A 26,093-nucleotide genomic window follows, 5' to 3' on the forward strand; every position below is an offset into this window, starting at 1 on the left:
TGCTGTGCCACTTTTTTTGCCCCATTTTAATTTGCAGAAATTAAATACCCTCGCTGTACCCGCCATCGCCGATTATTTTGTGGCAGTACACAACGATAGCGAGCTGCGTGAGGCTTTGGCTTTCTCGCGCACTGAAAACCTGCCTCATTTGTTGTTGGGGGGCGGTAGTAACATAGTATTGCAGAGCGATTTTCCCGGCGTGGTAATCCAGCTCAAATCCCAGGGTAAAGAACTCATCGCGGAAGATGAAAATTTTGTTTGGTTAAAAGTTTCCGCCGGCGAAAATTGGCATCAACTGGTTGAGTACACCCTGGCCGAGGGATTTTATGGGTTGGAAAACTTATCACTTATCCCGGGTAGTGTAGGGGCGGCACCTATTCAAAATATTGGTGCTTATGGCGTTGAGGTAAAGGATTTGATCAGCGAGCTAACTGCGCTTGAAATTCGCTCAGGCCTGACAGTTAACTTTACTAATGAAAGTTGTCGTTTTGGCTATCGCGACAGTATTTTTAAACACACCTTGAAAGACCAGTATGTGATTACATCGGTCACTTTTTGCCTGGCTAAAACGCCCAGACCAAACCTGTCTTACCCTGCGTTGCAACATGCACTCGCAGGTGTGGAGAAGCCAACTCCGCAAGCAATCAGCGATGCAGTTATTGCTATACGGTCGGAAAAACTACCAGATCCTGCGCTCATTCCCAACGTTGGCAGTTTTTTTAAAAACCCTATTATCAGTACCGGGCAACTGTCTGTTTTACGCTCCAAGTATCCGGATATTGTCAGCTATGCTGTAAATGAGGATTCTGCCAAGTTAGCTGCTGCCTGGTTAATAGATAGAGCGGGATGGCGCGGCAAAACTGCCGATGGTGCCCAAGTCCACGTGCAGCAAGCGCTAGTGCTGACCAATCCGCAACACTTATACGGCAGCGCGGTGTTAGCCTTGGCAAAACGGGTTCAGGATTCGGTATATGCCGAGTTTGGGGTCAGTTTGGAAATGGAGCCGCGTGTCTATCCCTGACCGGGCTGTTTACTGGCGGAGCTTGCTGGTTTTTGACGATCAACCTTCTTCATAACTAAAGTATTAAATAAAAGTCCCGAGAAAAAGATTATCGGTATTTAAGAATGCGCCAACGGGCGATTAAGTAGTGGTAGTTTGTCCGGAGTCTCACTACAATCGTGAAAAACGTAGCAGCAAACCTGGGTTGGCTGTCGCTTTAATAAAAACAATGTTGATAAGTCCGGTTTCGGATTGGGGGCTAGTTTGACAAAGATTCTCGTAGTCGATGATCACGATCTAGTTCGCATGGGGATAGTGCGTATGTTGGCCGATGTAAACGGCTATCAAGTGGTTGGGGATGCCAAAAGTGGTGAAGAGGCGGTAACCAAGGCGCGCGCATTGAAGCCTGACGTAGTATTAATGGATGTAAAAATGCCCGGTATGGGCGGCCTTGAAGCGACCAAAAAGCTGCTCTCGGTTAATCCCACACTGAAAATTATCGCTGTTACCGCTTGTGATGATGATCTTTACCCAACCCGTTTGATGCAGGCGGGCGCGGTGGGTTATGTCACCAAAGGAGCGGAGTTTACTGAAATCACGGATGCCATCAATAAGGTGATTCGCGGCGAGCTCTACATGAGCAATTCAATTGCGCAGCAATTAGCACTCAGAACTTTTTCTGGGGCGAGTAATCAGGAATCGCCTTTTGAAAAACTGTCACAACGTGAACTTCAAACTGCTATGTTGATTGCGAATGGCCAAAAAGTGAACGATATAGCAACTACTTTTTGCGTGAGTCCAAAAACGGTTAATTCCTATCGCTATCGCATTTTTGAGAAGCTCTCCATTAATAGTGATGTCGAGCTGACGCTGTTGGCGGTGAAACATAATCTTCTTGATCCCGAGGCAGTCGTTTAAGTGGCTGCCGCTCCTTTTGTTAAATATTGAGATTTGGCAAACAGTGCTGTCATGACACAAGAGCCTGCCGAACTTTTCGATCACTCCCGTTTTTTAAGTAGTACCACCCAGCAGCCGGGCATTTACCAAATGTTCGGTGCTGACGGTGCAATCCTTTATGTCGGCAAAGCCAAAAACCTCAAGGCGCGGCTCTCCAGCTATTTCCGTAAAACTGGCCTGACACCAAAAACCCAGGCATTGGTTGCACGTATCGCGCGAATTGAAGTCACAGTTACGGCCAGCGAAACAGAGGCCTTAATTCTTGAGCAGAACCTGATTAAATCCAATCGTCCACCCTACAATATTCTGTTGCGAGACGATAAATCCTACCCTTATATTTTTATCTCCAGTGGCGAGGAATATCCGCGCATTTCTTTTCATCGCGGCGCCAAAAAAAAACGTGGGGACTATTACGGGCCATTTCCTAATGTGGGTGCGGTTAAAGATAGCCTGAACTTTTTGCAAAAAACTTTTCGCACACGCCAGTGTGAGGACAGCGTATTTAAAAATCGCACTCGACCTTGCTTACAGTACCAAATCAAACGTTGTACTGCGCCTTGCGTAGAGTTCATTTCACCAGAGGACTATAAAAAAGACCTTCATCACACCCGCCTTTTTTTAACGGGAAACAGTGACAAATTGCTGGCTGAACTGGCGGACCAAATGGATGGCGCCGCACAGCAATTACAGTTTGAAAAGGCGGCAAATTATCGTGATCAAATCACGGCTTTGCGCACTGTGCAATCCCAGCAGGTTATTGAGGAAGGTAATGGTGATATAGATGTAATTGCAGCTGAAATGCGTGCGGCGGCTATTTGTGTTCATATTTTATTTATTCGTCAGGGGCGAATTCTGGGTAGTCGAAGTTTTTATCCCTCGGCGACCTTGGCCGAAACGCCTGCCGAGATTCTCGCCGAATTTATTCCGCAGTTTTATCTGGCCAGTACCGGGCGCGATATTCCCCGCGAGGTTATCCTGAGTCAGCCGCTGGAGGATGGCGAGGTGATTGCATCTGCCTTGCAGCAGGCAGCAGGGCGACAAGTTTTTATTAACCATCAGGTACGTAGCCACAGGGCGCAATGGTTGCAGATGGCTGCAACGGCTGCTTATCAAAATTTGATTGCCCACATTAACAACAAAAAAAGCTCGCTGGATCGCTTTGAAGCTCTGCAAGAAGCGTTGGGATTGGAGGAGACTCCGCAGCGTCTTGAATGTTTTGATATCAGCCACAGTAGCGGCGAACTAACGGTTGCAAGTTGTGTAGTCTTTGATACCAACGGCCCACTTAAGTCAGATTATCGTCGCTTCAACATAGAAGGCATTACCCCTGGCGATGATTACGCAGCAATGGAGCAAGCCTTAACTCGCCGATATACCCGGCTGCAGAACGGCGAAGGCAAATTGCCCGATATATTGTTGATTGATGGTGGTAAGGGACAGCTGGGGAAAGCCATTGAGGTGCTTGCCGACTTGGGCGTGCAAGGGGTGCAGTTGATTGGTGTGGCAAAAGGAACTACGCGCAAGGCTGGTTTTGAAACGCTATTTGATGGTGACACCGGAGAGGAGATTGTCCTGCCCGGTGATTCGCCGGCGCTGCATCTGATCCAACACATCCGCGATGAATCGCACAGATTTGCTATTACCGGGCACAAGCAACGACGCGATAAAAAACGTAAAACCTCAACCTTGGAGGATATCCCCGGTATAGGCGCAAGCAGGCGGCGTGAATTGCTGCGTCACTTTGGTGGCTTGCAGGAAATACAAAACGCGAGCATCAGTGATTTGGCGCGTGTAAACGGAATAAGCCAAAAGCTCGCTGAAGAAATCTACGGTTTCTTCCATAACGACTGATGTGAGTTTTAGGTTTTACTGTGGTGTCACAAAAGCGTCATGGGATGTGAAAACCCCGGTGCTGGTGTATTATCGCGATCAGTTATATGACTTTTAGCTCCACCCTGGACCCCGCTATGAATCTTGCTAACCAGTTGACCCTGTTGCGGATATTTATGATTCCGCTGTTTGTAATTGTCTTTTATCTTCCCTTCGGTTGGTCCCACATAGTTACCGCCATCATTTTCAGTTTGGCTGCCATCACTGACTGGGCAGATGGTTATGTTGCGCGCAAATACAACCAAAGCACTCCTTTTGGCGCATTTCTGGACCCGGTTGCAGATAAGCTAATGGTAGCTATCGCCTTGTTATTGTTGGTAACCCTGCACTATGAATCGGCTTGGTTTGTGGTGGCAGCGGCCGTGATTGTAGGGCGCGAAATTGTTATTTCGGCATTGCGTGAGTGGATGGCTGAGGTGGGCCAGCGCGCCAGTGTGGCGGTATCCAGTATTGGTAAAATCAAAACGACCCTGCAAATGACGGCCATTATTGTGTTGCTAACCAATATCCCTTTATTAATTCCGATAGGCTTTGTCGCTTTGGCGGGTGCAGCCATTTTGACGCTCTGGTCGATGATTCTTTATTTGCGCGCTGCTTGGCCCTTTTTATTGCCAGCGCAAGAAAAAAAATAACGGCTTTTTAATCGACTTGCACAGCATTTGAGCAATCGCTAAAAAACCTTATAAGCAGTCTGATAAAAGACTAGGATTTTCAAAACGAGTCCGCTAGAATTGCGGCCTCTGTGCGACACGTTTTACGTGTCTCCGGTGCGTGGTAGCTAGCCACCAAAAACAAATAGCATATTAGTTTTATCATTATTAACCCCTGCGGGATGTATCCCGTATGGGCTACCTCTCCCGCATACAAGTGAGAGAGGTATATCAGAATAAGCTCGCTGTCGCTTGACGGTTCTTGCTTACTTCAACATCGGAGGCATGTAAATGTGCTCCGTTTCGTATTGCTTGGCTCCATATCTTTGTTTGGGGTATCAAGCCTAACGTGTGTCCGTTAGTTCGCTAGATCGACATGCTTTGAGGGCCAACCTTGAGGTGTGAAGCTCGATTAACAATGTCCCTGCTGTTCTACAGTGCCATGCTTTGGTGACAAGGCAGGTTTAAACCTGAATTGCACAGGTTTATTGGGGCTAGCGACAGTATCTGCATGGCTAACATACGTGAATCATCGTCTGAACCTTCGTCACAATTGATGAGCCTACGGCAATTATCGGCTTTAGCCAAAATCGCATTGCAGCTGGTCTGCACAGTAGAGGTATGTGCGGCGACACCTCAAAGCTGCCGGAGGAGAGATGAAGCCTAAACAGTGAAATGATGCGAAGCGGGGAACGTGGCAATCCCGACCACTCGCCCACGGCCAGAAGATCGGCACAGGCAGGGGCTTCGCAAGAAGCGCTGATGAGTGTGGGGAATAGGAGGGTGTAAAAAGCGAATGACTCTCTGTAATCGAGGGTATATCGGTTGAGATATTACCGACTGGGGCAACCCTGGCTGACGTACATCTGGTTTACACGCGTGTGAACTTTTGCTGATTTCAATCTATTAACTCACCTGAAGGGTAGACACTACCCTTCGGGGGAGTAGTCCGCCTGACGGGTAGTTATTTCTATCCACTCAGGAGGACTGTATGAATCTACCATCGGAAACGATGCACGCTACGTCCTCTGACGAGGCGACAGGCTGGCACCAGATCAACTGGGAAAAGGCTTATCGCACCGTTCGGAAGACGCAATTGAAGATCGCGCAGGCGACGCAGGCGGGTGATTGGCGAAGGGTTTTTCGACTTCAACGATTACTTGCTCACTCATTCTACGGACGCTGTATGGCCGTAAAGCGAGTTACAGAGAATCGGGGTCGCAAGACACCGGGCGTGGATGGTGAAACATGGAGTACGCCAACTGCCAAATGGAATGCCGTGAAGCGTTTGTCACATAAGCGGGGTTATCAACCAAAACCGCTAAAACGGGTATGGATACCCAAACCCGGCAAGCAAGAAAAGCGCCCGCTAGGCATCCCGACGATGTTGGATCGGGCAATGCAAGCGCTCTACTTGCAAGGATTGGAGCCTGTTGTAGAAAGCACCAGCGACCCGAAAAGTTATGGCTTCCGGCCTGACCGATCAACCGCTGATGCGATGGTAGAACTCTTTCACTTGTTGGCGCCCTCTGTGGCACCGACTTGGATATTGGAAGGTGATATCAAAGGCTTCTTTGACAACATTAACCACGAGTGGCTATGCCGTAATGTTCCCATGAACAAAGCGGTGTTAAACAAATGGTTAAAGGCCGGTGTGATCGACAAGCACCAGTTTGCAGAAACGAGGGCAGGAACACCGCAGGGCGGGATTATTTCGCCCTGCTTGGCTAACGCCACTCTGAATGGATTGGAAAGCCAATTAAAAACGCACTTTGCGCAGACGATTGGTAAAACTAAATCCAAACAACTTGGGTTACAGGTGGTGAGATATGCAGATGACTTTGTGATTACAGCTTATTCGAAAGAGTTGCTGGAAAACGAAGTGAAGCCTTGGGTAGAGGAATTTCTGTCAGTACGAGGAGTTCAGCTATCACAGGAGAAAACACGCATTACTCACATCAACACCGGCTTCGATTTTCTGGGATGGAATTTCAGAAAATATGTGCCTAAGTCACCGTATCGAAAGGCCAAGCTGTTTATCAAACCATCCAAGAAAAATGCGCAAGCGTTTTACCAAAAGGTGGCGGCGATTATTAAAAACAGCGGCGCATTAACGCAGGATGCGTTAATTGGCCAATTGAATCCGGTGTTGCGGGGATGGGCGGAATACCATTCTCCAGTGGTGGCAAAGCAAACCTTCAGCAAGCTGGAGCATTTAATCTTCTGGCGAATATGGCGGTGGGCAAAACACAGACACCCTAACAAGTCCATTGAGTGGATTCGGAAGCGATACTTCAAATCCATCGGTGAGCGAAGTTGGGTGTTTGCGCTAGCGCATAAATTGCAATCAGGAGAAGTAAGGTATCGCCGACTCTACGGGTTAGCGAGCACCCCAATCGTGCGCCACAAGCGTTTACCAACGGATTACCATCCGTATGACGCGGAACACGAGGAAAAATGGGAGGCACTGCGAGTCCAGCGGATGCGGCATAAACTGCGCTACCGCAAAGAAGTCTGGTCAATTTTCGCCAGACAACTGGGTTTGTGTGCTTACTGTGGTGGCGGAATATCAATGCAAAGTGGCTGGCACGATCATCACATCGTAAGACGTGTTGATGGCGGGTCTGATCGCAAAGATAACCGCGCATTGCTTCATCCAAATTGTCACGCCTTGATTCATAGTCAAGGGTGCATAAAAGAGTTGCAATACAGTGGGTTAGGTGTGTAAGATTCGCGCCTCTCTGATGTTGCCGGCTGGTTATATCAGCTTGCAGTAAACTTGAGCCGTGTGCGGTGAAAATCGCACGCACGGTTCTTAGGGGGGAATGGGTCAGTAATGACCTGTTCCTACCCGACCGAAAAGGCGCGATAGCAAAGCGGTTATGCTCTGGATTGCAAATCCAGCTAGTCCGGTTCGACTCCGGATCGCGCCTCCACTTTCCCTTTTGCGTACCGACGTAAAAGCACTCTGCCCGAGTGGTGAAATCGGTAGACACAACAGATTTAAAATCTGTCGATCTTTTGGTCGTGCCGGTTCAAGTCCGGCCTCGGGCACCATGTTTAAATTACACCGTTCATAAAAATAAAAAGCCGCAGCAATGCGGTTTTTTTATGCCATTGTTTCTGATCAAGGTTAAATCCGGCGGCTAGAATACTAGCCATCTTTAAGTTGCAGGACGCGGCTATTAGGGCTACTGGCTGGAATTGATTAATTATTTTTAACTCTATTTATGTCCAATATTGCGCTAGTGATCATTTGTTTATTGGTTGGGCTGTTATTTCGGCGCAGCAAACGTTTGCCAGAGAATGCGGCAGCTTCGCTTAATTTGTACGTGATTTATGTCGCCTTGCCGGCGTTGGTGTTACTTGAAATTCCCAAGCTTCACTTCAACCATCAGGCAGTGATTACTGTCGTTTCCGCTTGGCTGATTATGTTGTTTGCAGCGCTACTCACTTGGGTTACGGCGCGTGTGCTTTCATGGTCAAGGCCAGTGACGGGGGCGATGATGCTCTTGGTAACTCTCGGCAATACGGGGTTTGTAGGTATTCCCCTGATAGAGGCGCATTTAGGTGCAGAGGCTTTGCCTTACACCATTTTGTACGATCAATTGGGAACATTTATCGCACTCAATACGGTGGGTGTAGCCATGGCTTGTTACTTTTCAGCTGGGCATAGTTCGGTCGTGGAAATTTTGCGCAATATTATGCTTTTTCCGCCGTTTATTACTCTGGTTATTGCATTTCTGGTGGGTGTTTTTGGGGTTTACCCTGAGTGGTTGCAGCTAGTGCTTGCGCGAATATCATCTACACTGGTTCCTGTGGTGATGGTTGCCGTGGGGCTGCAGTGGCAGCTTTCCCTTGAGCGGGAGTATTTATCTCCACTGTTGTTAGGTTTGTTTTATATCTTGATTGTCACCCCTGCATTTGCATGGCTAGGCCTTGAGCTATTTGGTATTCAAGGTGTGGCAGCTGAGGTGATTGTGCTTGAGGCGGCTATGCCGGCGATGATTTCAGCCGGCGTATTGGCTACAGCGCACAATTTGGCGCCGCGTTTGGCTGCCTCGGTGGTGGGTTATAGTTTGTTATTAGGTTTGGTTAGCGTGTGGGTGTGGAGCATGACAATTCGCTAAGTGGGTAACACTTTATTACTTTTGTATTTTTCTAGATTGGTTAGAGTGATTGTTTTGAATTGATTGATAGGAAAATAAAACATGGAGGAGGCTTGCCGTAAATAAAAATACATCGGCAGGGGAGGTCAATTTTTTGAATGGAGTCCATCAGCTTTGGATCCTTATCTGCGTTATCTCGTTAATTTGTCGACAACCAATCCGGTCACTGTAATAGAAGATATTGTTACTGTTGATGGGAACTTGTTGCTTGCGGCAGCTGCTCCGGTCGATGAACAGGCTTATCGTCTTTTACAGGGTAAGCAACTTGCCAAGCCGCTTGCCCACTATGTGCGGTTATCCTCTCTCATTAGCGCAGCCGGTTTGTTGCAGTATCTACTTGATACCATTCGTTCTACGGAATACTTTCAGTCGCTTGCAGAGCGTAAACATCCACTCAGTTCACTCGAACCTGTTTGTGCTGAATTGGATAAGTTTCCCTTGGTGCAACAATTTTTGACAGTCATGTCCTCCCAGATGAATGATTTATTCCAAAGAACACTTTGTGTTGGTTTGTGGGGGTTATATATCGCGCAAGAAATGCGCCTGCCGCCAAGTGATGCAGCTGACGTTTTTTGGGCGGGCATGACGCATGACATAGGCATGCTTTTTGTTGATCCAAAAATCTTACATAAAACCGAAAAATTGAGCACAGAAGATTGGCAGCATATTCAAGGGCATGTAGAAATTTCCCGCTCTATATTGGCCTCGGTTCCTGGGCTTCCTGCAGTTATTGTTGCTGCGGTAGCGGAGCATCACGAGCGGTGTGATGGTACTGGCTATCCACTTGCCAAAGTGGAAAGTGAATTATCACTTGCGGGGCAGATACTTGCAGTTGCTGATGCTGTTGTTGGTATTTATTTTAATCGTTTTAAAGCACAGGGGCGTCGCTGGCGAGAGGTGATTCCTGTGCTGGAAATGAATCGTGCAGCTTATCTTTATCGCAGTTGTGAAATTGTATCGACTATGATTCATCGCAGTGAATTACCTTTGCCGAATGTGGTGCACGGCAGTGGTGTGCCGGAATTTGCTGAGCGTATGCTGCAGCAAAATTTACATTTACAAAATTGGTTTATACAGTTGCGCGATTGTTTAACGGCAGTGGGTTATACCCATGGTGATAGAAAGCTGCATGCGCTGCAGAATATTATCTTTCACATAGCAACCACTTTCAAAGGCACCATGTTATTCAAGGCGGATTTGCGAGAGTCCCTGGAGTCTATGGCAAGCGATGAGGGTGTAGGGATGAGCAAGGTGGTGGCCGATGCGTCACTGGTGCAGCAGGAAATGCTATTTCATTTGCAGCGCTTGAGTAGAATGGTGCAAATGTATATTGCGTCAGGTGAGGCTAAAGATCCAACAATCCGCGCGCGCATTGAAGAAGGTTTTATGAATATCAGCGGCTATCTGGAGCGCCCGGATCAGCCGCTGAATTAATGGTTGCGCTAAAGCTTTCGGCTATTGCTGGTGCCAAAATGGTTGCCCAATCGTAGGTGTGCTGGGGCTGGCCGTTTGGCGTTTTTGCATCAACCCCGCGTTAAACGCTTTGCGGCCTGCATCTATTGCATCAGCGAAGGCTTCTGCCATGAGTGGTGGGTTATGGGCTTTGGCGACCGCAGTATTTAGCAGGATGCCATCGAAGCCCATTTCCATTGCCTCTGTCGCTTGTGAGGGGGCGCCAAGTCCTGCGTCGATAATCATCGGTACATCCTTAATGCGCTCGCGTAGGGTGCGCAAGTTGTAGCGGTTTAATAAACCCTGTCCTGTGCCAATCGGTGAACCCCAAGGCATCAGCACTTCGCAGCCGACATCCAACAGGCGTTTGCACAAAATTAAATCGTCAGTGCAATAGGGTAAAACTTTAAAACCTTTTTTAATTAAAATTTCGGCCGCTTCCACTAGTCCAAAAGGATCGGGCTGCAAATTGTAATCATCGCCAACCACTTCCAGCTTGATCCAGTCCGTAGTAAAAATCTCGCGCGACATTTCTGCAAGCGTCACTGCTTCCTTAACGGATTTGCAGCCTGCAGTGTTGGGTAGTAAACGGCAGCCACTTTCCTGAATATATTGCCAAATAGCATCGCCATCGCGATTGGCCGGGTTTTGCCTGCGTAACCCCAGTGTGACTATTTCACAGCGCGATTGTGTGATTGAGTCGCGCATTAATTGCGGTGATGCGTAGAGTGCAGTGCCTAATAAAAAACGGCTGGAAAAATGCTCGCCATAGAGAGTGAAATCTTTTTCAGGTGTGGTAATGCTCATATCAGCCTCCGCCCACGGGTTTGACTATATCGATTAAATCGCCTTGCTGGAGCAAGCGTTCGCTGTAGGTGGAGCGCGGTACAAATTCGCCATTGATCGCCACTGCAATTTTGCCATCGCCATAACCCCATCTTGTCAATGCATCGCCAAGTGAGGTATTGATGGCAATTTCGTGCGGCTCATTATTAACGCTTAATTGAATTTTCATAAGTTAATGTCGGTTTAGAATATCTGAAAAAACAGGCTCGCCTCGCTGCAAAACATGCGCGAGAATATTTTCAACGACTGCCGGTGCTAACAAGTATCCGTGGCGGAATAAACCATTGGCCGTGATAAGCCCATTCGCAACGGTGACTTTGGGTAGGTTGTCCATAAATGCCGGGCGCAAATTGCTGTCCATTTCAATAATTCGCGCTTCTGCAAATGCGGGTGACAGCGTATAGAGCGCGCTGCTCAATTCGAGACTAGATTGTAAGGTAACGGGAGAGCGGTCTTCGCTTTCGATTTGTGTTGCGCCTATCACGAAAAAGTTGTCCGGTTTCGGAACTACATAGAGTTGATAGCGAGGATGCATCAGGCGCACAGGGCGCTGCAATTGTATTTCTGTTGTTTGCACATGCAGTGTTTCGCCGCGTACACCGCGCAATTGTTTTAATTGTGGTTTGGCGCCTATGCCGCGACAATCGATCACTAGATCAAAATTTTCGCTGATGCCATCAAAGGAAACTTTGCCGGGAGAAACACTTACCTGACTGTGTTCGCGCAAATGGATATTACTGTGCAAAATCGCTTCACCTAGCTGGTGTAAAAATCGGCGGTTGTGCAAGTGCCCTTCTTCTTCAAGAAATAAGCCATGCTGAAAGTGTTGGCTCAGGTCTGGCTCCAGTTCATGGATCTGCGATTGGGTGACTCGCTGGTAATGGCGACACTCAGGAATAACGAATTTCAATTCCCGTTCAAATTGTTCCAGCTCGGCGGTGTCTTGTGGGTGGGCAACCACTAGGCTGCCCTTATTAAAAAATAATTCGTCGTTGGGTGAGCAAGCGGACGTATCTATTAATTGTTTTACCCACTGCGGCCAATGCCCAAGGGCAAATTGCCCCATGCGATAAACACCCGCATCCGATACAACAGCTTCGCTCAGTGGTGCGACCATGCCGGCGGCGGTGAATGCGGCGGCGCGGTTGGATTGCGGATTGGTGATGGTGAAGCTTCCAGCCTCAAACAGCGTGACATCAATTCCTGCTTGGTTGAGTTGCCAGGCGAGTAGGCGCCCCAATAAGCCTGCGCCAGCAATAGCAATTCGCTCAGGTGTTGAGGTGTTTGTCGCTTCAGTTGTTGTCGATTTGGTTGTCATAGTGCCCCAGTGTCGAGGCGGAGAGCGGGCAATAGCAGTTGCGATGTGCCTTGTTCCCTCCGCAGGTATTAGCCTGTTCAGGTTCTACGGATTGGGCCGAACCCATCTCAGCCTCCGTATGGCTCACCCGCAGGTGAGGCACCAAGGCGCTCCGACAAGAAGTTGGCCAATATACTGGCCGCAAAATTACTTCGCAATCTATACGACTAGTATTTATGAGTAGATCTATCTTTGTAAGTAGATCTATCTGGCTGGGCTTTCATATCTCAGCTATCGGATTTGCTTCTCACTTGTTCCACTCTGCAGATTAATTCACCCTGCGCGAGGCGCGCGCTGATTTCGCTGCCCGGAATCACCTGTTCACTGCTGGTGATAACTTTACGGGTTTGGGAATCGGTGACTAACGCGTAACCTCGCTCCAGGGTGCTAAGCGGATTCAGTGTATTTAATAGGCGCAGGGTTTCGATCAGGTTTTGCTGCTTGCGCTGAAGAATGCGTATTTGTGCCTTGTGCAAGTTTGCGCTGTTTGCGGCAATTCGCTCCTTCAGTTGTTCTAGTCGCAGCTGCGGATGGTGCGCTTGCTGGCGAATCCTAAGTTGCTGCACATTATTTTTGTGGTCCCTCAGTAGCTGTTTGATGTGGTTTTTCAGGCGCAGCTCCAGGTTGTCCAAACGCTGGGCTTGCTGCTCCAGGCGCTCGCGCGGGTGGCGTAAACGTTGCTGTAGGTGATGTAAATGCCGCTGCCACTGCTGTAGTCGCCGCTGCATAGCTTCCTCTAACAACACTTCAAAGCCGATAAATTTATCCAGCCACTCGTCGCCGTCTGGCACCAGCAGCTCGGCCGCTGCAGAAGGTGTGGGCGCGCGCAGGTCGGCGACAAAATCGGCAATGGTAAAGTCAACCTCGTGGCCCACGCCGCAGACTATAGGTAACTGGCTGTTAAAAATCGCGCGGGCGACATTTTCGTCGTTAAACGACCAGAGATCCTCCATCGAGCCGCCGCCGCGGGTGAGTAGCAGTACATCAAATAAACCGCAGCGATTGGCGAGCTCTATCGCCTTGACGATCTGTGGCGCCGATTCTTTGCCTTGCACGGCAACTGGAATCACGGTGACCGGAATGCTCGGGAAGCGCCGTTCCAGTACGCTCAATACATCGCGAATTGCGGCACCGGTGGGCGAGGTAATGACCCCTATGTGTTGCGGCAGTGGTGGCAGGGCTTTTTTGTGCGCCTCGTTAAACAGGCCTTCTTGCGACAGGCGATGTTTGAGTTCGTCAAACGCGCGTTGCAAGGCGCCGCTGCCGGCTTCCTCCATGTGTTCGGCAATCAGTTGGTAGTCGCCACGCCCCTCATACAGGCTGACTCGTGCGCGCAGCAACACATGCTGCCCTTGCTGGGGCTTAAAGCGCACCAGCATGTTGCGATTGCGGAACATGCAGCAGCGCACCTGGGCTTGGTCGTCTTTGAGGGTGAAGTACCAGTGGCCGGAGGAGGGGGTGGAGACATTGGAAAGTTCGCCCTCTACCCACAAAAGTGGCAGGTGGGTTTCCAGCAGTTGGCGCGCGTGGCGATTGAGCTGGCTCACGCTGAAAATCTCGCGCCCGTTATTGGCGGGGCTGCTTGCTGGATCGGCGGTGAAATGTGTAGTTGTCATAGGGTGCCATTCTAGGGGATGCACCCCGCAGGGTATAGCCTTAATCGGCGCCCAGCCGGGTTTGCGACCACTAGATATTGTGGTTTTTGGTTTACCGGCGGCGCCCAAGTCGCTATACTTTCGCGCTTATTTTTCTCCGCTTTGAGGTTGGATGCTATGTTGCGAATTGCTGAAGAAGCCCTCACCTTTGATGATGTGTTATTGGTGCCAGGTTATTCGGATGTCACCCCGAAAGACGTCTCCCTGAAGACTCAGTTGACTCGCAAGATTCAATTAAATATCCCCCTTATTTCAGCGGCGATGGATACCGTAACCGAATCCCGCTTGGCGATTGCCATGGCGCAGGAAGGTGGTATCGGGATCATCCACAAAAATATGTCCATTGAAGCCCAGGCGGCGGAAGTACGCGCGGTCAAGAAATTTGAAGCCGGTGTGGTGAAAGACCCTATCACCATTGACTCAGCGGCGACCATTCGCGATCTGATCGCGCTCACGCGCAAGCACAACATATCGGGCGTTCCGGTACTGCATAATGGCGATTTGGTCGGCATAGTGACTGGTCGCGATGTACGCTTTGAAACCAATCTGGATGCCAGCGTCTCCAGTATCATGACCCCCAAAGAAAAGCTGGTGACCGTCAAAGAGGGTTTTACCCCGGAAGAAGTGCGCAATTTGCTGCACAAACATCGCATTGAAAAAGTCCTGATGGTTAACGATAACTTTGAGCTAACCGGCTTGATTACCGTTAAAGACATGAACAAGGCTGAAAAATACCCCAACGCCTGTAAAGACCCGGAAGGGCGCTTGCGTGTGGGTGCCAGTGTGGGCACCAGTCGTGACACCGACGAGCGGGTTGCGGCGCTGGTGGAAGCCGGTGTGGATGTGCTGGTGGTAGATACTGCCCACGGTCACTCCAAAAACGTATTGGATCGCGTGCGCGCTATCAAAGCCAAATACCCCGAGGTGCAAGTCATTGGCGGCAATATCGCCACTGGCGCTGCGGCACTCGCACTGGTTGAAGCTGGTGCGGATGCGGTCAAAGTAGGTATTGGCCCAGGTTCGATTTGTACCACCCGTATCGTCAGCGGTGTCGGTGTGCCGCAAATTTCTGCTATCGCCAATGTGGTAGCTGCGCTTAAAGGAACCGGTGTTCCGGCAATCGCCGATGGTGGCATTCGTTACTCAGGTGATATTGCGAAAGCCGTCGTCGCAGGTGCTCACGCGGTGATGATGGGTTCTATGTTTGCGGGTACCGAAGAGGCGCCGGGCGAGGTAGAGCTGTATCAAGGTCGTACTTACAAGGCTTACCGTGGCATGGGTTCACTGGGTGCTATGGCGCAAACACAAGGTTCTAGCGACCGCTATTTCCAAGATGCCAGCGCCGGTGCTGAAAAATTGGTACCCGAGGGCATTGAAGGGCGCGTTCCCTACAAAGGCCCACTGGCGGCGATTGTGCATCAACTCATGGGCGGTTTGCGTTCAGCCATGGGTTATACCGGCTGTGCAGAGTTGGAAGCCATGCGCACCAAGCCTGAATTTGTGCGTGTAACCGCAGCGGGCATGGGTGAGAGCCATGTGCACGATGTACAAATTACCAAAGAAGCGCCTAACTACCCGATTAGCGGTCGTTAATTTACTTCGCTTCAGTCTTATCGCAAAAACTCGGGTTCTGCCCGAGTTTTTCATTTAAGTCGATTTCTTTTTTATCTTCTTTTTATTTATTGAGCAGGAACCCATATGTCTCACGATATCCACGCACAGCGAATCCTGATCCTCGATTTTGGTTCGCAGTACACCCAGTTAATCGCGCGTCGTGTGCGTGAGATTGGTGTCTTCTCAGAAATTCGCGCTTGGGATATGAGCGACGAAGAAATTCGTGCCTACAACCCTAAAGGCATCATTCTGGCGGGCAGCCCTGAATCTACCACGGCTGCAGGTTCGCCACGTGCACCACAAGCGGTGTTTGATTTGGGTGTGCCGGTATTTGGCATTTGTTACGGCATGCAAACCATGGCCATGCAAATGGGTGGTTTGGTCGAAGGCTCCAACATTCGTGAGTTTGGCTACGCGCAAATTAAAGTTGCGGGCGAGTCATCGCTGTTAAGCGACATCAAAGACCATGTAGATACCGATGGCAGTGCGCTGTTGGATGTGTGGATGAGCCACGGCGACAAGGTCACCAAAATGCCCGAAGGTTTCAGCTTGATGGCCTCCACGCCCTCTTGCCCGATTGCCGGCATGTACAACGAAGCGAAAAAATTCTTTGGTGTGCAGTTCCACCCGGAGGTGACTCACACTCTGCAAGGCAAGCGCATTTTTGAACATTTTGTGTTGCAAATCTGTGGCTGCGAGCCGCTCTGGACCCCCGCCAATATCGTTGAAGACGCCATCAAAAAAGTGCGTGAACAAGTCGGTGGCGACAAGGTGTTGCTCGGCCTTTCCGGTGGTGTGGATTCCTCGGTAGTGGCGGCATTGTTGCACAAAGCCATTGGCTCACAGCTGACGTGCGTATTTGTGGATAACGGTCTGTTGCGCAAAAACGAAGGCGATCAAGTCATGGACATGTTTGCTAAAAACATGGGCGTGCATGTGATTCGCGCCGATGCGCAAGACCAGTTTTTGAATAATCTCAAGGGCGAGAGTGACCCGGAGAAAAAACGCAAAATTATCGGCGGTACGTTTATCGACGTGTTTGATGCGGAAGCCACTAAGCTCAAAGAGGTGAAATGGCTAGCGCAAGGCACTATTTATCCGGATGTGATTGAATCTGCCGCTGCCAAAACTGGCAAAGCGCACGTGATTAAATCTCACCACAACGTGGGCGGTTTGCCAGAAGACATGGCCTTTAAACTGGTTGAACCGCTGCGCGAATTGTTCAAAGACGAGGTGCGCGCAATCGGTTTGGAGTTGGGCTTGCCCTACGACATGGTTTACCGTCATCCATTCCCCGGCCCGGGTTTGGGGGTGCGTATTCTTGGTGAAGTGAAAAAAGAATATGCCGATATTTTGCGTGAAGCCGATGCCATCTTTTTGGAGGAGCTGCACGCTTCCGGTTGGTATCACAAAACCTCACAAGCCTTTGCGGTGTTCTTGCCGGTGAAATCCGTTGGTGTGGTTGGTGATGGTCGTCGCTACGAGTGGGTAATCTCACTGCGCGCGGTAGAAACCGTCGATTTCATGACCGCGCGCTGGGCACATTTGCCCTATGAACTACTGGAGAAGGTATCAGGTCGAATCATCAACGAAATTGCTGGTGTATCGCGCGTGTGTTACGACGTATCGAGCAAGCCACCAGCGACCATTGAGTGGGAATAGTTAAGAGCGGCTGACCTGCCAGGGCAATACTTGGTCAGCCGAGTCTATTCGCTACTAGGAACTAGCTCTTGGTTGCAATAAGGTAATGCGAGCTTCGTTTGAGAAAAGGTTTTTCAACAAAGTGCCAAGAGAGTAGAGCAACACCAAGAGTTATTATCAGGCTTAGTGTTAATCCAAGCCAAGGATCAAGTGCAAACAATCCCCAATGTATTAATAGTTGGATGATTGGGAAGTGATACAAATAAATACCGTAGGATATATCGCCATATCGCCCCAGGTGAAAATTTCTCGCAGCTTTGGTTGCGCAGTAAATTACTATTGATGAATAGGCTATTGGCTCGATAAGTAGTCTGGCCAAAGGGGCATGTAAAATGAATAGTCCTAATGTGCTTAATAAAGTTATCCAGATCAGTTTTTTCATGGCGTAAGTGTTAATTGCGAATAAGGCTCCGACTACAAAATAGCTGAGCTGTCCGGGAAATTGCCGGGCAATCACTTCGCCGATATTTCCGGTGTAAAGTGATTTAAAAAAATAGACCCATGTAACACTGAGTGCGAAAATTATTGCCGTTGTTTTCAAGCTTCCCCAGTTGCTGAATAAATAAACAATCAGTGGCGTGCAGCAATAAAGCATCACTTCTATTTTTATTGTCCACAGTGAACCGTTCAGCTCGCGCATGGGGTTGTCATCAAAAACGTAAGGCAGTTCAGGTTGAAGGAAATTTAAAAAAGCGAGATTAGCAAACAGGTATTTGATGGTTTCGGGTGATGAAAGAAACTCTGTTATCGCGAGTGAAGAGGTTGCGATGCCTATGACAAGGCAGAGTAATAGACTGGCTGTGTAGGCTGGATATATGCGACGGAAACGTTTCTCGGCAAACTCAATCAAGCTATTGCAACCCACAAAACTTTTTGTCACCAGAAAACCACTAACTGCAAAGAACCCCTTTACGGCGAAATTTGAATCAAAGAATGTTGCAAGAGAGTGAAATTCAGGCAGCGTTGTGAGTGCTGAGATATGTGCAAAAACAACAATCAACGCAAGAACTATTCTGACACCATCGAAATTGTTTTTATCCATTATTTGTTTTCTAGCGTCAAGCGCTGTGCTCCAAACGGTTCTTTGCATAATTGCGACTTTAATATCCAGGTGCCAGACTGATGAGACGCCGGCTTGTTCAACAGATATCTACTATGAGTCATCACACTTTAAAACCCAGCCCTTTCATGCGTGTTAGTTTGTTTGTTGGATGCTTTGCAGCGGCACTTTCTCTGCCGCTAGCAGCCCAGGATCAGCGCACACTCCCTGTTGGTACTAATACAGGGCTCGAAGCGGCGCAGCATAACCAAATTCCATCATCCGCTTCCAGTCTGGCGGCAGCTTCTTCCATTGCTGCCATTTCATCGTCTTCAATTTCTGACACTGAATCGGTAGCTATGCTGTCGTCCGCTGTGAGTGAAAGCAGTGCTATGTCCGTGTCGTCTACATCCAGTGCAAGTCTCGCAAGTAGTATGGTTTCGTCATTCAGTAGCCAATCAAGCGAACCGGCGTTGCAGAGAAAGCAGGATTCAACACCCTTAGTGCAAGATAACCAGCCACTGGCCGGACAAGTTATAGAAGCTGGAGTTGCGCTTGATGGGGCTGCAGAGCCCATTTCTCTCTCTAAATTTATATTGGGGCAAGAAGTAAAACCCAACAGTTCGGTACGTTTGACCTGGAGTTCAGAAACTGCCGTTGGTGGTTTCAGTGAGGAAACGCCGATTCTGGTAGTGAACGGTGCGACGCCCGGTAAAACCTTGTGTTTGACCGCCGCAGTACACGGTGATGAATTAAACGGAATAGAAATGATTCGTCGTGTCGTTTATGGCATAGAGCCGGCGAATCTGACGGGCACAATTATTGGTGTGCCGGTTGCCAATATCATGGGGTTTCGTCGTAACTCGCGTTATTTGCCTGACCGTCGCGATTGGAATCGTTACTTTCCCGGCAATACCCATGGCAGCTCTGCATCACGTTTGGCGCACTCTTTTTTTAGCAATGTAATTATGCATTGTGATGCGCTTGTGGATATTCACACGGGTTCATTTCATCGCACCAACCTTGCGCAATTGCGTGCTGACTTGAGCGATGAAAATGTTGCCAAGCTTGCGCAAAGTTTTGGAGCAATAGCGGTGCTGAACAGCCGCGGTAACCCCAATTCATTGCGCGCAGCTGCGGTGCGTGCAGGAATTCCCGCAGTAACGCTGGAGGCTGGCGAACCTATGGCCATACAGAGCAGTGTCGTGGATGAGGGCGTTGCTGCCGTGAATACCCTTTTGGCCAAGATGGGTATGTATGGGAAACAAAAACGTTGGACTCGTATAGCCCCTGTTTACTATCGTTCGGCATGGGTGCGCGCTAACCAAAGTGGAATTTTATTTAGTAAGGCGACACTCGGCCAGCGCGTAAAGGAGGATGATGTTTTGGGCACGGTAACAGACCCTATCACTAATGCGCGCACTACTATTAAGTCACCTTATACCGGCCGAATTATTGGTATGGCTCTGGATCAGGTAGTGTTGCCCGGTTTTGCGGCCTATCACATTGGTATTCAAACGCCGGAAGCTATTTTGATTGAAGAGAGTCAAATGTCCGATGGCGCGGTTGAAGAAGATGAAGAGGATGGCGATGACGCAGGTCTGGATCCCATCGATGAAAAAGACGAACCGGAAACTGGCATGAGTAAAGCCCAGGATCGCATGGCGGACGAGTAATTTAATTATTGTTTTTTCACAGGGGCGCTATTTATAGCGCCCTTTGTTTTTATAAATTACTTCAACGTTACTGCAAACTATTTCAACAGAGAGTGGATAGTGCTCCACTCCTGCGCGCTCACCGGTTGGGTGGAAAGCCTGCTTTGTTTAATCAGCACCATATTTTCCAGCGCTGGGTGGCTTTTTAGTTCTGCAAGCGGAATCAGTCGGGTAAATATTTTAGTCAGTTGAATATCTACTGAAACCCAACGCGGATTTTCGCGGTTGGATTTTGGATCGTAGTAATCACTTTCTGGATCAAATTGAGTGGGGTCGGGGTACGCGGTTTTTATAATCTTGGCGGTGCCGACTATGCCAACATTTTTGCAACTGCTGTGATAGATAAATACCTCATCGCCCAGTTTTACCTGGTCGCGTAAAAAATTCCTCGCCTGATAATTGCGAATACCATCCCAGCGGCCGATTTTGTCAGGCGCTGCGGCGAGGTGATCTATGCCATAAATATGGGGTTCTGCTTTGAACAACCAATATTGTTTTGCCATGCCACTTCCCGCCGTGATGTTGCGCTGCTAGAGCCAGGCGCTCAGCCGCTGCGCGGTTTCTTCGCTGATGATTTCCAGATTTATTTTGCGTTTGTCCAGTTCAACACTGTGGATGAGTACATGGACCTTGTCATCCAAACGATAAGTTTTGCCTTCGATGGTTAAACTTAAACGGCGGGAATCAAATTGCGCTTTGATTTCGCCATCCTTGGGTGCGAGCAGTGCATAACCATCCAGCCCCCAATCATCCAATTTAATTCCTATACCAAAAGAATTGACCAGCGCAACACTACCGAGATGCACGCTGCCGATGTGTTGATTGGCGAAGTGACAGCCCAGCCAGCTTTCAACATAGCGGCAGGCCTGACGACCATTGTTTAATTGGTTTTGTAATTGCTCGGCAAACTGTTTTTTATCTTTTAATGCCAATGGCGGTTCACCACGCAAAATGCGTTTTATTGCCATGTGATTGAATAAATCGTTGTAGCGGCGTATTGGTGAGGTAACCATGGCGTAGGCATTAAACCCTAAACCGAAGTGACCCACAGGATCAAAAGTGAGGGAGCCAGCCTGTAGCATGCGCTGCAACAGAGAATGTAAACGGCTATTTACCGGATTGTTGTCACTGTTTTGGCGCAACTCACGAAACAGGCGGGTGAAGTTATCCAGTTGGGTTAAATCACCCGGTGTTAAATCCGGGCGGTCTTCTTGAATAAGGGAAAGAGCATCATTCAAACGCTCGGGGCGGAAGCCAACATGGCTGGAAAAAATACCGCAGCCCGGGTGCTGCAAAAATAATTCGCCTGCACAAATATTGGTAACCAACATGGCTTCTTCGATCATCCGGTGCGCAATATTGCGTTCGCGTTTTTCAATATGATCAATCTTTTTCACATCATTCAACACAAATGCATAGTCAGGGCGATCTTCCATGACTAGCGCATAGGTTTGTCGATAAAGCGCACGCGCCTGTGCAAAATCTTTTAGTTGCACCAGCATGTCGTGAATATGAGCAGGCGCACCGAGTGTAGATACTTCGGCAGTCAGCGCGTCATAGACACCTTGGTAACTCAATTTTGATTGGGAGCGAATCAGCGCCTCGGCGAATTCAAATTGTTTAATGGCGCCATCGCGTGCAATTTGCATGCGGCAGATCAATGCGGGGCGTTTTTGTTCTGGCACCAATGAATAAGTGTCATGCGATAAATCCACCGGCAACATAGTTACTGTTTGGCCGAGCAGATAATGGGTGCTGGCACGTGCCCGCGCAGCTAATTCGAGCGGGCTGCCAAAATCGATATGTTTGCTAGGGTCGGCGATGGCGGTGATCAGCTCCCAACCATCGTCAGTAGCAGCAATATAAATTGCATCGTCCATGTCGCGGGTGTTTTCAGAATCGATGGTGACAAACGGCAATTGGGTTAGATCCAATTCACCTTTGTCAAAGGTCAGCGGTGACCAATTAATGCTACCTGCTTGATTTTGTGTTGGCGCGTTCCACTCAAACGGCATTTGGAATTTGGCGATTGTGTAGCGGCTCTCTACGCCTGGCTCATCGGCTGTGCCCAGGCGTTGCAAAATGTGTATTTGGGTTTTGCCTTCGCTATTAAATGGATGGCGGGCAACAGTGCACTGGATAAAGTCGCCAACCTTATAGCCTTTGCGCTCAGAGGGCGGAATAAATAACCAGCGATTAAAGTTGGGTACATCGGGCTCAACAAAATCGGTAGAACCCTTGTTGACATACTTGCCGACAAATTCGGTAAGGCCGGGTGTAATCAGGCGAGTAAGTTTTGCTTCAAATTGCCCTTTGCTGTTGGTGTTTATTTCTGCTTCAACCCGGTCGTCAGGCAGTACACGCATCATCTGCTCTGGGTCGATAAATGCTTCGCGTCCATCGTCTAGAATTAAAAAACCAAAACGTTTGGTCGTGGTGCGCACCGTGCCCTGAGCTATATCTTTTGCGGCGACAATACTGGACTTTAATTGCGAGAGTTGTTGTAGAGCATCTTTATTGAGCATGAAGGACAACTTAATCAGTGAAAGTAATGGCGCGAATTATAGCTGCATTTTTGGCTTGAAGTCGCACGAAAATGAGGCATTCAGCAGGCGATAGCTTGGGTAAATTCGCCTGTAGTTCACGCTTTGTTTTGACAGCCTGCGGCATTGGCGGGTTACAATCGATTTCCATTAGTGCTTGTTTTTATTGAACTTCCTGAGAAAGGGCTGCTTATTTGGACGTCATCACAGTCAACAACATATTGTTAATTGGCGCGCTACTGGTTGCCGCCAGTATTTTGCTGAGCTCCATCTCTACCCGGGTTGGCGTACCTATTTTGGTGATCTTTCTGGGGGTGGGTATGCTGGCCGGTGTGGATGGCCCCGGCGGCATAGTCTTTAACGATTATTCAATCGCATATCTCGTGAGTAACCTGGCCCTTGCCATCATCCTGCTGGATGGTGGTATGCGTACCCGTGCAGCCACTTTCCGCGTTGCGCTTTGGCCTGCCTTGTCTCTGGCAACCGTTGGCGTGGTTATAACTGCCGGCCTGACGGGGTTGGCGGCTGCCTGGTTATTTAATTTGTCGTTGCTGGAAGGCCTATTAATAGGTGCGATTGTTGGCTCTACCGATGCAGCTGTGGTTTTTAATTTATTAAATGGCAAGGGTTTGAATGAGCGGGTTGGTTCTACCTTGGAGATTGAATCCGGTAGTAACGACCCTATGGCTATGTTTTTAACCGTGACCCTTATTGCGATGCTGGCGGCGGGTGAGACCAGTTTTAGTTGGTCGGTATTAACCAGTCTCATACAGCAATTTGGTTTGGGGATCCTCCTGGGGTTGGCTGGCGGCTGGTTGTTGTTGCAATTGATTAATCGACTTTCGATTGCTGGTGGCCTTTACCCGCTGTTAGCCGTAAGTGGCGGCATTATGCTTTATGCCATTTCCAGTGCCGTGGGTGGCAGTGGAATCTTGACCGTTTATGTCTGCGGGTTGCTGTTGGGCAATCGCCCCATTCGCAATCGCCACGGTATTTTGCACATGTTTGATGGCCTTGCCTGGCTCAGCCAGATAGGCATGTTTTTGGTGCTTGGGCTGTTGCTTACGCCGAGTGATTTATTGCCCATCGCGATTCCAGCGTTACTGCTTTCTTTGTGGATGATTTTGTTTGCGCGTCCCTTGTCTGTATTTATTGGTCTCTTGCCATTTCGCAGTTTTCATTGGCGCGAGCGCACGTTTATTTCCTGGGTTGGCTTGCGCGGCGCTGTGCCGGTTATTTTGGCGGTATTCCCCTTAATGGCGGGGCTTCCTAATGCGCAATTATTTTTTAACGTTGCCTTTTTTATTGTGCTGGTGTCGCTGCTGGTACAGGGTACTACCCTGGGGCTGGCGGCGCGTAAGGCAAGGGTGGTTGTGCCCTCGGTGCCATCACCTATGTCACGTGCAGGGCTGGAAATTCATGTCACCAGCCAGTGGGAATTGTTTGTATACAAATTGGGGGCCGAAAAGTGGTGCATAGGTGCTGCATTGCGTGAGCTGCATATGCCCGAAAACACGCGTATTGCCGCCTTATTCCGCGACCATGAACTACTCCATCCATCAGGTAGTACCCGCCTGATGGCAGGAGATGTGCTTTGTGTTATTGGTCATGATTCCGATCTGCCCGCACTGGGTAAACTCTTTAGTCAGGCGCCCAAACGTAATTTGGATTTAACTTTTTTTGGCGACTTTATCATTCAGGGCGATGCCGAACTGAATGATTTGGCAATGCTGTACTCCCTGGATATGAAAGGATACGAACATCACAAAACCCTTAATGAACTTATCACCCATTTGGTAGGCGACAAGTTGGTGGTGGGTGATAACGCTGAGTGGAGCGGCATGTTGTGGACAGTGGCTGAAGTAGATGGCAACCAAGCGCGTAAGATTGGTGTGAAACCCATTGCCAAAAAACGCTCCAAATCCTCGATCGACCCAGATTTATCATGATCTTTCCCGATGGTTTAGCGCTGCTGCGCACACAAGCATTGATTGCCGGAGATTGGTGCGAAGCTGAATCAGGCAAACAATTTCCGGTGTTTGACCCAGCGAGTGGTGAGCTGATCGCTCAAGTTGCTGATATGGATGCAGCAGATGCACGGCGTGCGATTCAGGCCGCTGCAAAAGCGCAGGTTGATTGGGCGCAAACACCTGTTAAAGAGCGCAGCCTTTTACTGCGGCGCTGGTTTGATTTAGTCATGCAGCACCAGGAGGAACTCGCACAAATCCTGACGGCTGAGCAGGGCAAGCCACTGGCCGAAGCCAGAGCAGAAATTGCCTATGGCGCCAGTTATATAGAGTGGTTTGCGGAGCAGGCCAAGCGTATCAATGGCGATATTATTCCTGCGCCTTCTCGTCATCAGCGCATATCGGTTATCAAGCAGCCCGTTGGTGTAGTTGCTGTGATCACCCCATGGAATTTCCCTAACGCGATGCTTGCCCGCAAACTCGCTCCCGCATTGGCCGCTGGCTGTACCTTAGTTGCAAAACCTGCAGCAGAAACACCGCTATCGGCGCTTGCGCTTGCAGCACTTGCCCAAGAGGCTGGTATTCCTGCCGGGGTAATTAATATTGTGACAGGCAGTGATGCGGCAGCTATAGGTGCAGAATTAACTGGCAATCCGCTGGTGCGCAAAATTTCCTTCACCGGTTCTACGGCGGTGGGCAAATTGTTAATCCAACAGTGTGCGGCGGATGTAAAACGCATCACCTTGGAGTTGGGGGGCAATGCACCTTTCATAGTGTTTGATGATGCAGATCTGGATGCGGCGGTAGCCGGTGCCATAGCATCCAAATTTCGCAATGCCGGACAAACCTGTGTCTGTGCCAACCGCTTTTATGTGCAGCGTGATATCTACACCGCTTTTAGTGAAAAACTTGAGGTGGCGATGCGCGCTTTACGTATTGGCAAGGGTGCTGAACAGGGAACAACAATCGGGCCACTTATTTCGCCAGCAGCACTATTAAAAGTGCAGCAGTTGGTCGATGAGGCCATAAGCTGCGGTGCGCAAGTCGCCTATCAATCATCAGTTAACGCTACACAGGGATATTTTTATCCTCCCACCTTATTAACCCAGGTTCCTGCCCATGCTGCCTTGGCAGAAACAGAGATTTTTGGGCCAGTTGCCGCTCTGATTGCATTTGATGAGGAAGCTCAGGTGATCGAGTTAGCCAATCGCAGTGTTTATGGTTTGGCTGCTTACGTTTTTACCCGCGATTACGCCCGCATTCAGCGATTGGGTGAGCAGTTGCAAACCGGCATGTTAGCAATTAATACCGGTCTGATCTCTAATGAAATGGCGCCCTTTGGCGGCATAAAACAATCGGGCTGGGGACGGGAGGGTTCAATTTATGGGCTGGATGATTACTTGAACATTAAATACATCAATGAGAACTTTTGATTTGTGTTATCGGTAATAAAAATCATAAATCCCCAAACTAAATAGCAAGTCTGCCGAATTTTACTAGACTTTACATCAGGCAGTTCCTGCGACATATCAAGCAGT

19 protein-coding genes, 2 tRNA genes and 1 riboswitch are annotated in these 26,093 nt (G+C 49.1%); of the genes, 14 read left to right on the top strand and 7 right to left on the bottom strand.

Annotated features, from left to right (window positions below):
• The first annotated feature begins 4 nt into the window (after positions 1-4).
• From murB to ACFODX_RS14095, 9 genes are all read left to right on the top strand, one after another.
• On the top strand, positions 5-1,021 hold the full coding sequence (murB, locus tag ACFODX_RS14055; protein ID WP_378120246.1) for a UDP-N-acetylmuramate dehydrogenase: 1,017 nt from the start codon (positions 5-7) through the stop codon (positions 1,019-1,021).
• Between the two features lie 243 nt (positions 1,022-1,264).
• The gene (locus ACFODX_RS14060) at positions 1,265-1,918 is read left to right on the top strand and encodes a response regulator (RefSeq protein WP_324259014.1); all 654 of its coding nucleotides are present in this window, start codon (positions 1,265-1,267) and stop codon (positions 1,916-1,918) included.
• Positions 1,919-1,969: 51 nt separating this feature from the next.
• Positions 1,970-3,808 carry an excinuclease ABC subunit UvrC gene (gene uvrC, locus ACFODX_RS14065; RefSeq protein ID WP_378120249.1) on the top strand — a complete coding sequence of 613 codons (1,839 nt, stop codon included), beginning with the start codon at positions 1,970-1,972 and terminating at the stop codon, positions 3,806-3,808.
• A 116-nt stretch (positions 3,809-3,924) separates the two neighbouring features.
• The gene (pgsA, locus tag ACFODX_RS14070; RefSeq protein WP_378120251.1) at positions 3,925-4,479 is read left to right on the top strand and encodes a CDP-diacylglycerol--glycerol-3-phosphate 3-phosphatidyltransferase; all 555 of its coding nucleotides are present in this window, start codon (positions 3,925-3,927) and stop codon (positions 4,477-4,479) included.
• A 1,009-nt stretch (positions 4,480-5,488) separates the two neighbouring features.
• Complete coding sequence (gene ltrA, locus ACFODX_RS14075; RefSeq protein ID WP_378120254.1) at positions 5,489-7,225, top strand: group II intron reverse transcriptase/maturase; 1,737 nt, start codon at positions 5,489-5,491, stop codon at positions 7,223-7,225.
• Between the two features lie 134 nt (positions 7,226-7,359).
• A tRNA-Cys gene (locus ACFODX_RS14080) sits at positions 7,360-7,433 on the top strand.
• Between the two features lie 34 nt (positions 7,434-7,467).
• Positions 7,468-7,554 (top strand) — tRNA-Leu (locus ACFODX_RS14085).
• A gap of 173 nt (positions 7,555-7,727) precedes the next feature.
• On the top strand, positions 7,728-8,627 hold the full coding sequence (locus ACFODX_RS14090) for an AEC family transporter (protein WP_378120256.1): 900 nt from the start codon (positions 7,728-7,730) through the stop codon (positions 8,625-8,627).
• 153 nt (positions 8,628-8,780) lie between these two features.
• Positions 8,781-10,100 (top strand): HD-GYP domain-containing protein, encoded by a 1,320-nt coding sequence (locus ACFODX_RS14095; RefSeq protein ID WP_378120258.1) that lies wholly within the window; start codon positions 8,781-8,783, stop codon positions 10,098-10,100.
• Positions 10,101-10,121: 21 nt separating this feature from the next.
• On the opposite strand, the gene ACFODX_RS14100 is transcribed toward ACFODX_RS14095, so the two are convergent.
• From ACFODX_RS14100 to xseA, 4 genes are all read right to left on the bottom strand, one after another.
• Positions 10,122-10,925, bottom strand: coding sequence for a thiazole synthase (locus ACFODX_RS14100; RefSeq protein ID WP_378120260.1), 804 nt, complete (start codon positions 10,923-10,925; stop codon positions 10,122-10,124).
• 1 nt (position 10,926) lies between these two features.
• A complete protein-coding gene (gene thiS / locus ACFODX_RS14105) occupies positions 10,927-11,133 on the bottom strand; it encodes a sulfur carrier protein ThiS (RefSeq protein ID WP_378120263.1) in 207 nt (68 codons plus the stop codon).
• A 3-nt stretch (positions 11,134-11,136) separates the two neighbouring features.
• Complete coding sequence (locus ACFODX_RS14110) at positions 11,137-12,282, bottom strand: FAD-dependent oxidoreductase (RefSeq protein WP_378120265.1); 1,146 nt, start codon at positions 12,280-12,282, stop codon at positions 11,137-11,139.
• A 37-nt stretch (positions 12,283-12,319) separates the two neighbouring features.
• A riboswitch (TPP riboswitch) is annotated at positions 12,320-12,446 on the bottom strand.
• A 102-nt stretch (positions 12,447-12,548) separates the two neighbouring features.
• Complete coding sequence (gene xseA / locus ACFODX_RS14115) at positions 12,549-13,937, bottom strand: exodeoxyribonuclease VII large subunit (protein WP_378120267.1); 1,389 nt, start codon at positions 13,935-13,937, stop codon at positions 12,549-12,551.
• Between the two features lie 156 nt (positions 13,938-14,093).
• Between xseA and guaB the strand changes: the two genes are divergently transcribed.
• Both guaB and guaA read left to right on the top strand, forming a co-directional pair.
• Positions 14,094-15,569, top strand: a complete 1,476-nt coding sequence (gene guaB / locus ACFODX_RS14120; protein WP_378120269.1) for an IMP dehydrogenase — start codon at positions 14,094-14,096, stop codon at positions 15,567-15,569.
• 105 nt (positions 15,570-15,674) lie between these two features.
• Positions 15,675-17,252 (top strand): glutamine-hydrolyzing GMP synthase, encoded by a 1,578-nt coding sequence (gene guaA / locus ACFODX_RS14125; protein WP_378120271.1) that lies wholly within the window; start codon positions 15,675-15,677, stop codon positions 17,250-17,252.
• A 61-nt stretch (positions 17,253-17,313) separates the two neighbouring features.
• Here guaA and ACFODX_RS14130 read toward each other — a convergent pair whose 3' ends face one another.
• Positions 17,314-18,333 carry an acyltransferase family protein gene (locus ACFODX_RS14130; RefSeq protein ID WP_378120273.1) on the bottom strand — a complete coding sequence of 340 codons (1,020 nt, stop codon included), beginning with the start codon at positions 18,331-18,333 and terminating at the stop codon, positions 17,314-17,316.
• Positions 18,334-18,446: 113 nt separating this feature from the next.
• On the opposite strand from ACFODX_RS14130, the gene ACFODX_RS14135 reads away from it, so the two are divergent.
• The gene (locus tag ACFODX_RS14135; protein ID WP_378120275.1) at positions 18,447-20,006 is read left to right on the top strand and encodes a succinylglutamate desuccinylase/aspartoacylase family protein; all 1,560 of its coding nucleotides are present in this window, start codon (positions 18,447-18,449) and stop codon (positions 20,004-20,006) included.
• A gap of 77 nt (positions 20,007-20,083) precedes the next feature.
• On the opposite strand, the gene ACFODX_RS14140 is transcribed toward ACFODX_RS14135, so the two are convergent.
• Both ACFODX_RS14140 and ACFODX_RS14145 read right to left on the bottom strand, forming a co-directional pair.
• The gene (locus tag ACFODX_RS14140; RefSeq protein ID WP_378120277.1) at positions 20,084-20,548 is read right to left on the bottom strand and encodes an EVE domain-containing protein; all 465 of its coding nucleotides are present in this window, start codon (positions 20,546-20,548) and stop codon (positions 20,084-20,086) included.
• Positions 20,549-20,575: 27 nt separating this feature from the next.
• Positions 20,576-22,570, bottom strand: a complete 1,995-nt coding sequence (locus tag ACFODX_RS14145) for a VacB/RNase II family 3'-5' exoribonuclease (protein WP_378120279.1) — start codon at positions 22,568-22,570, stop codon at positions 20,576-20,578.
• A gap of 212 nt (positions 22,571-22,782) precedes the next feature.
• On the opposite strand from ACFODX_RS14145, the gene ACFODX_RS14150 reads away from it, so the two are divergent.
• Positions 22,783-24,537, top strand: coding sequence for a potassium/proton antiporter (locus tag ACFODX_RS14150; protein ID WP_378120281.1), 1,755 nt, complete (start codon positions 22,783-22,785; stop codon positions 24,535-24,537).
• Entirely contained in the window at positions 24,534-25,988 is a 1,455-nt protein-coding gene (locus ACFODX_RS14155; protein ID WP_378120284.1) for an NAD-dependent succinate-semialdehyde dehydrogenase, read from the top strand. The genes ACFODX_RS14150 and ACFODX_RS14155 overlap by 4 nt, the downstream gene beginning before the upstream one ends.
• Positions 25,989-26,093 lie beyond the last annotated feature (105 nt).

This window comes from Cellvibrio fontiphilus (assembly GCF_042646205.1).
Classification (GTDB): Bacteria; Pseudomonadota; Gammaproteobacteria; order Pseudomonadales; family Cellvibrionaceae; genus Cellvibrio; species Cellvibrio fontiphilus_A.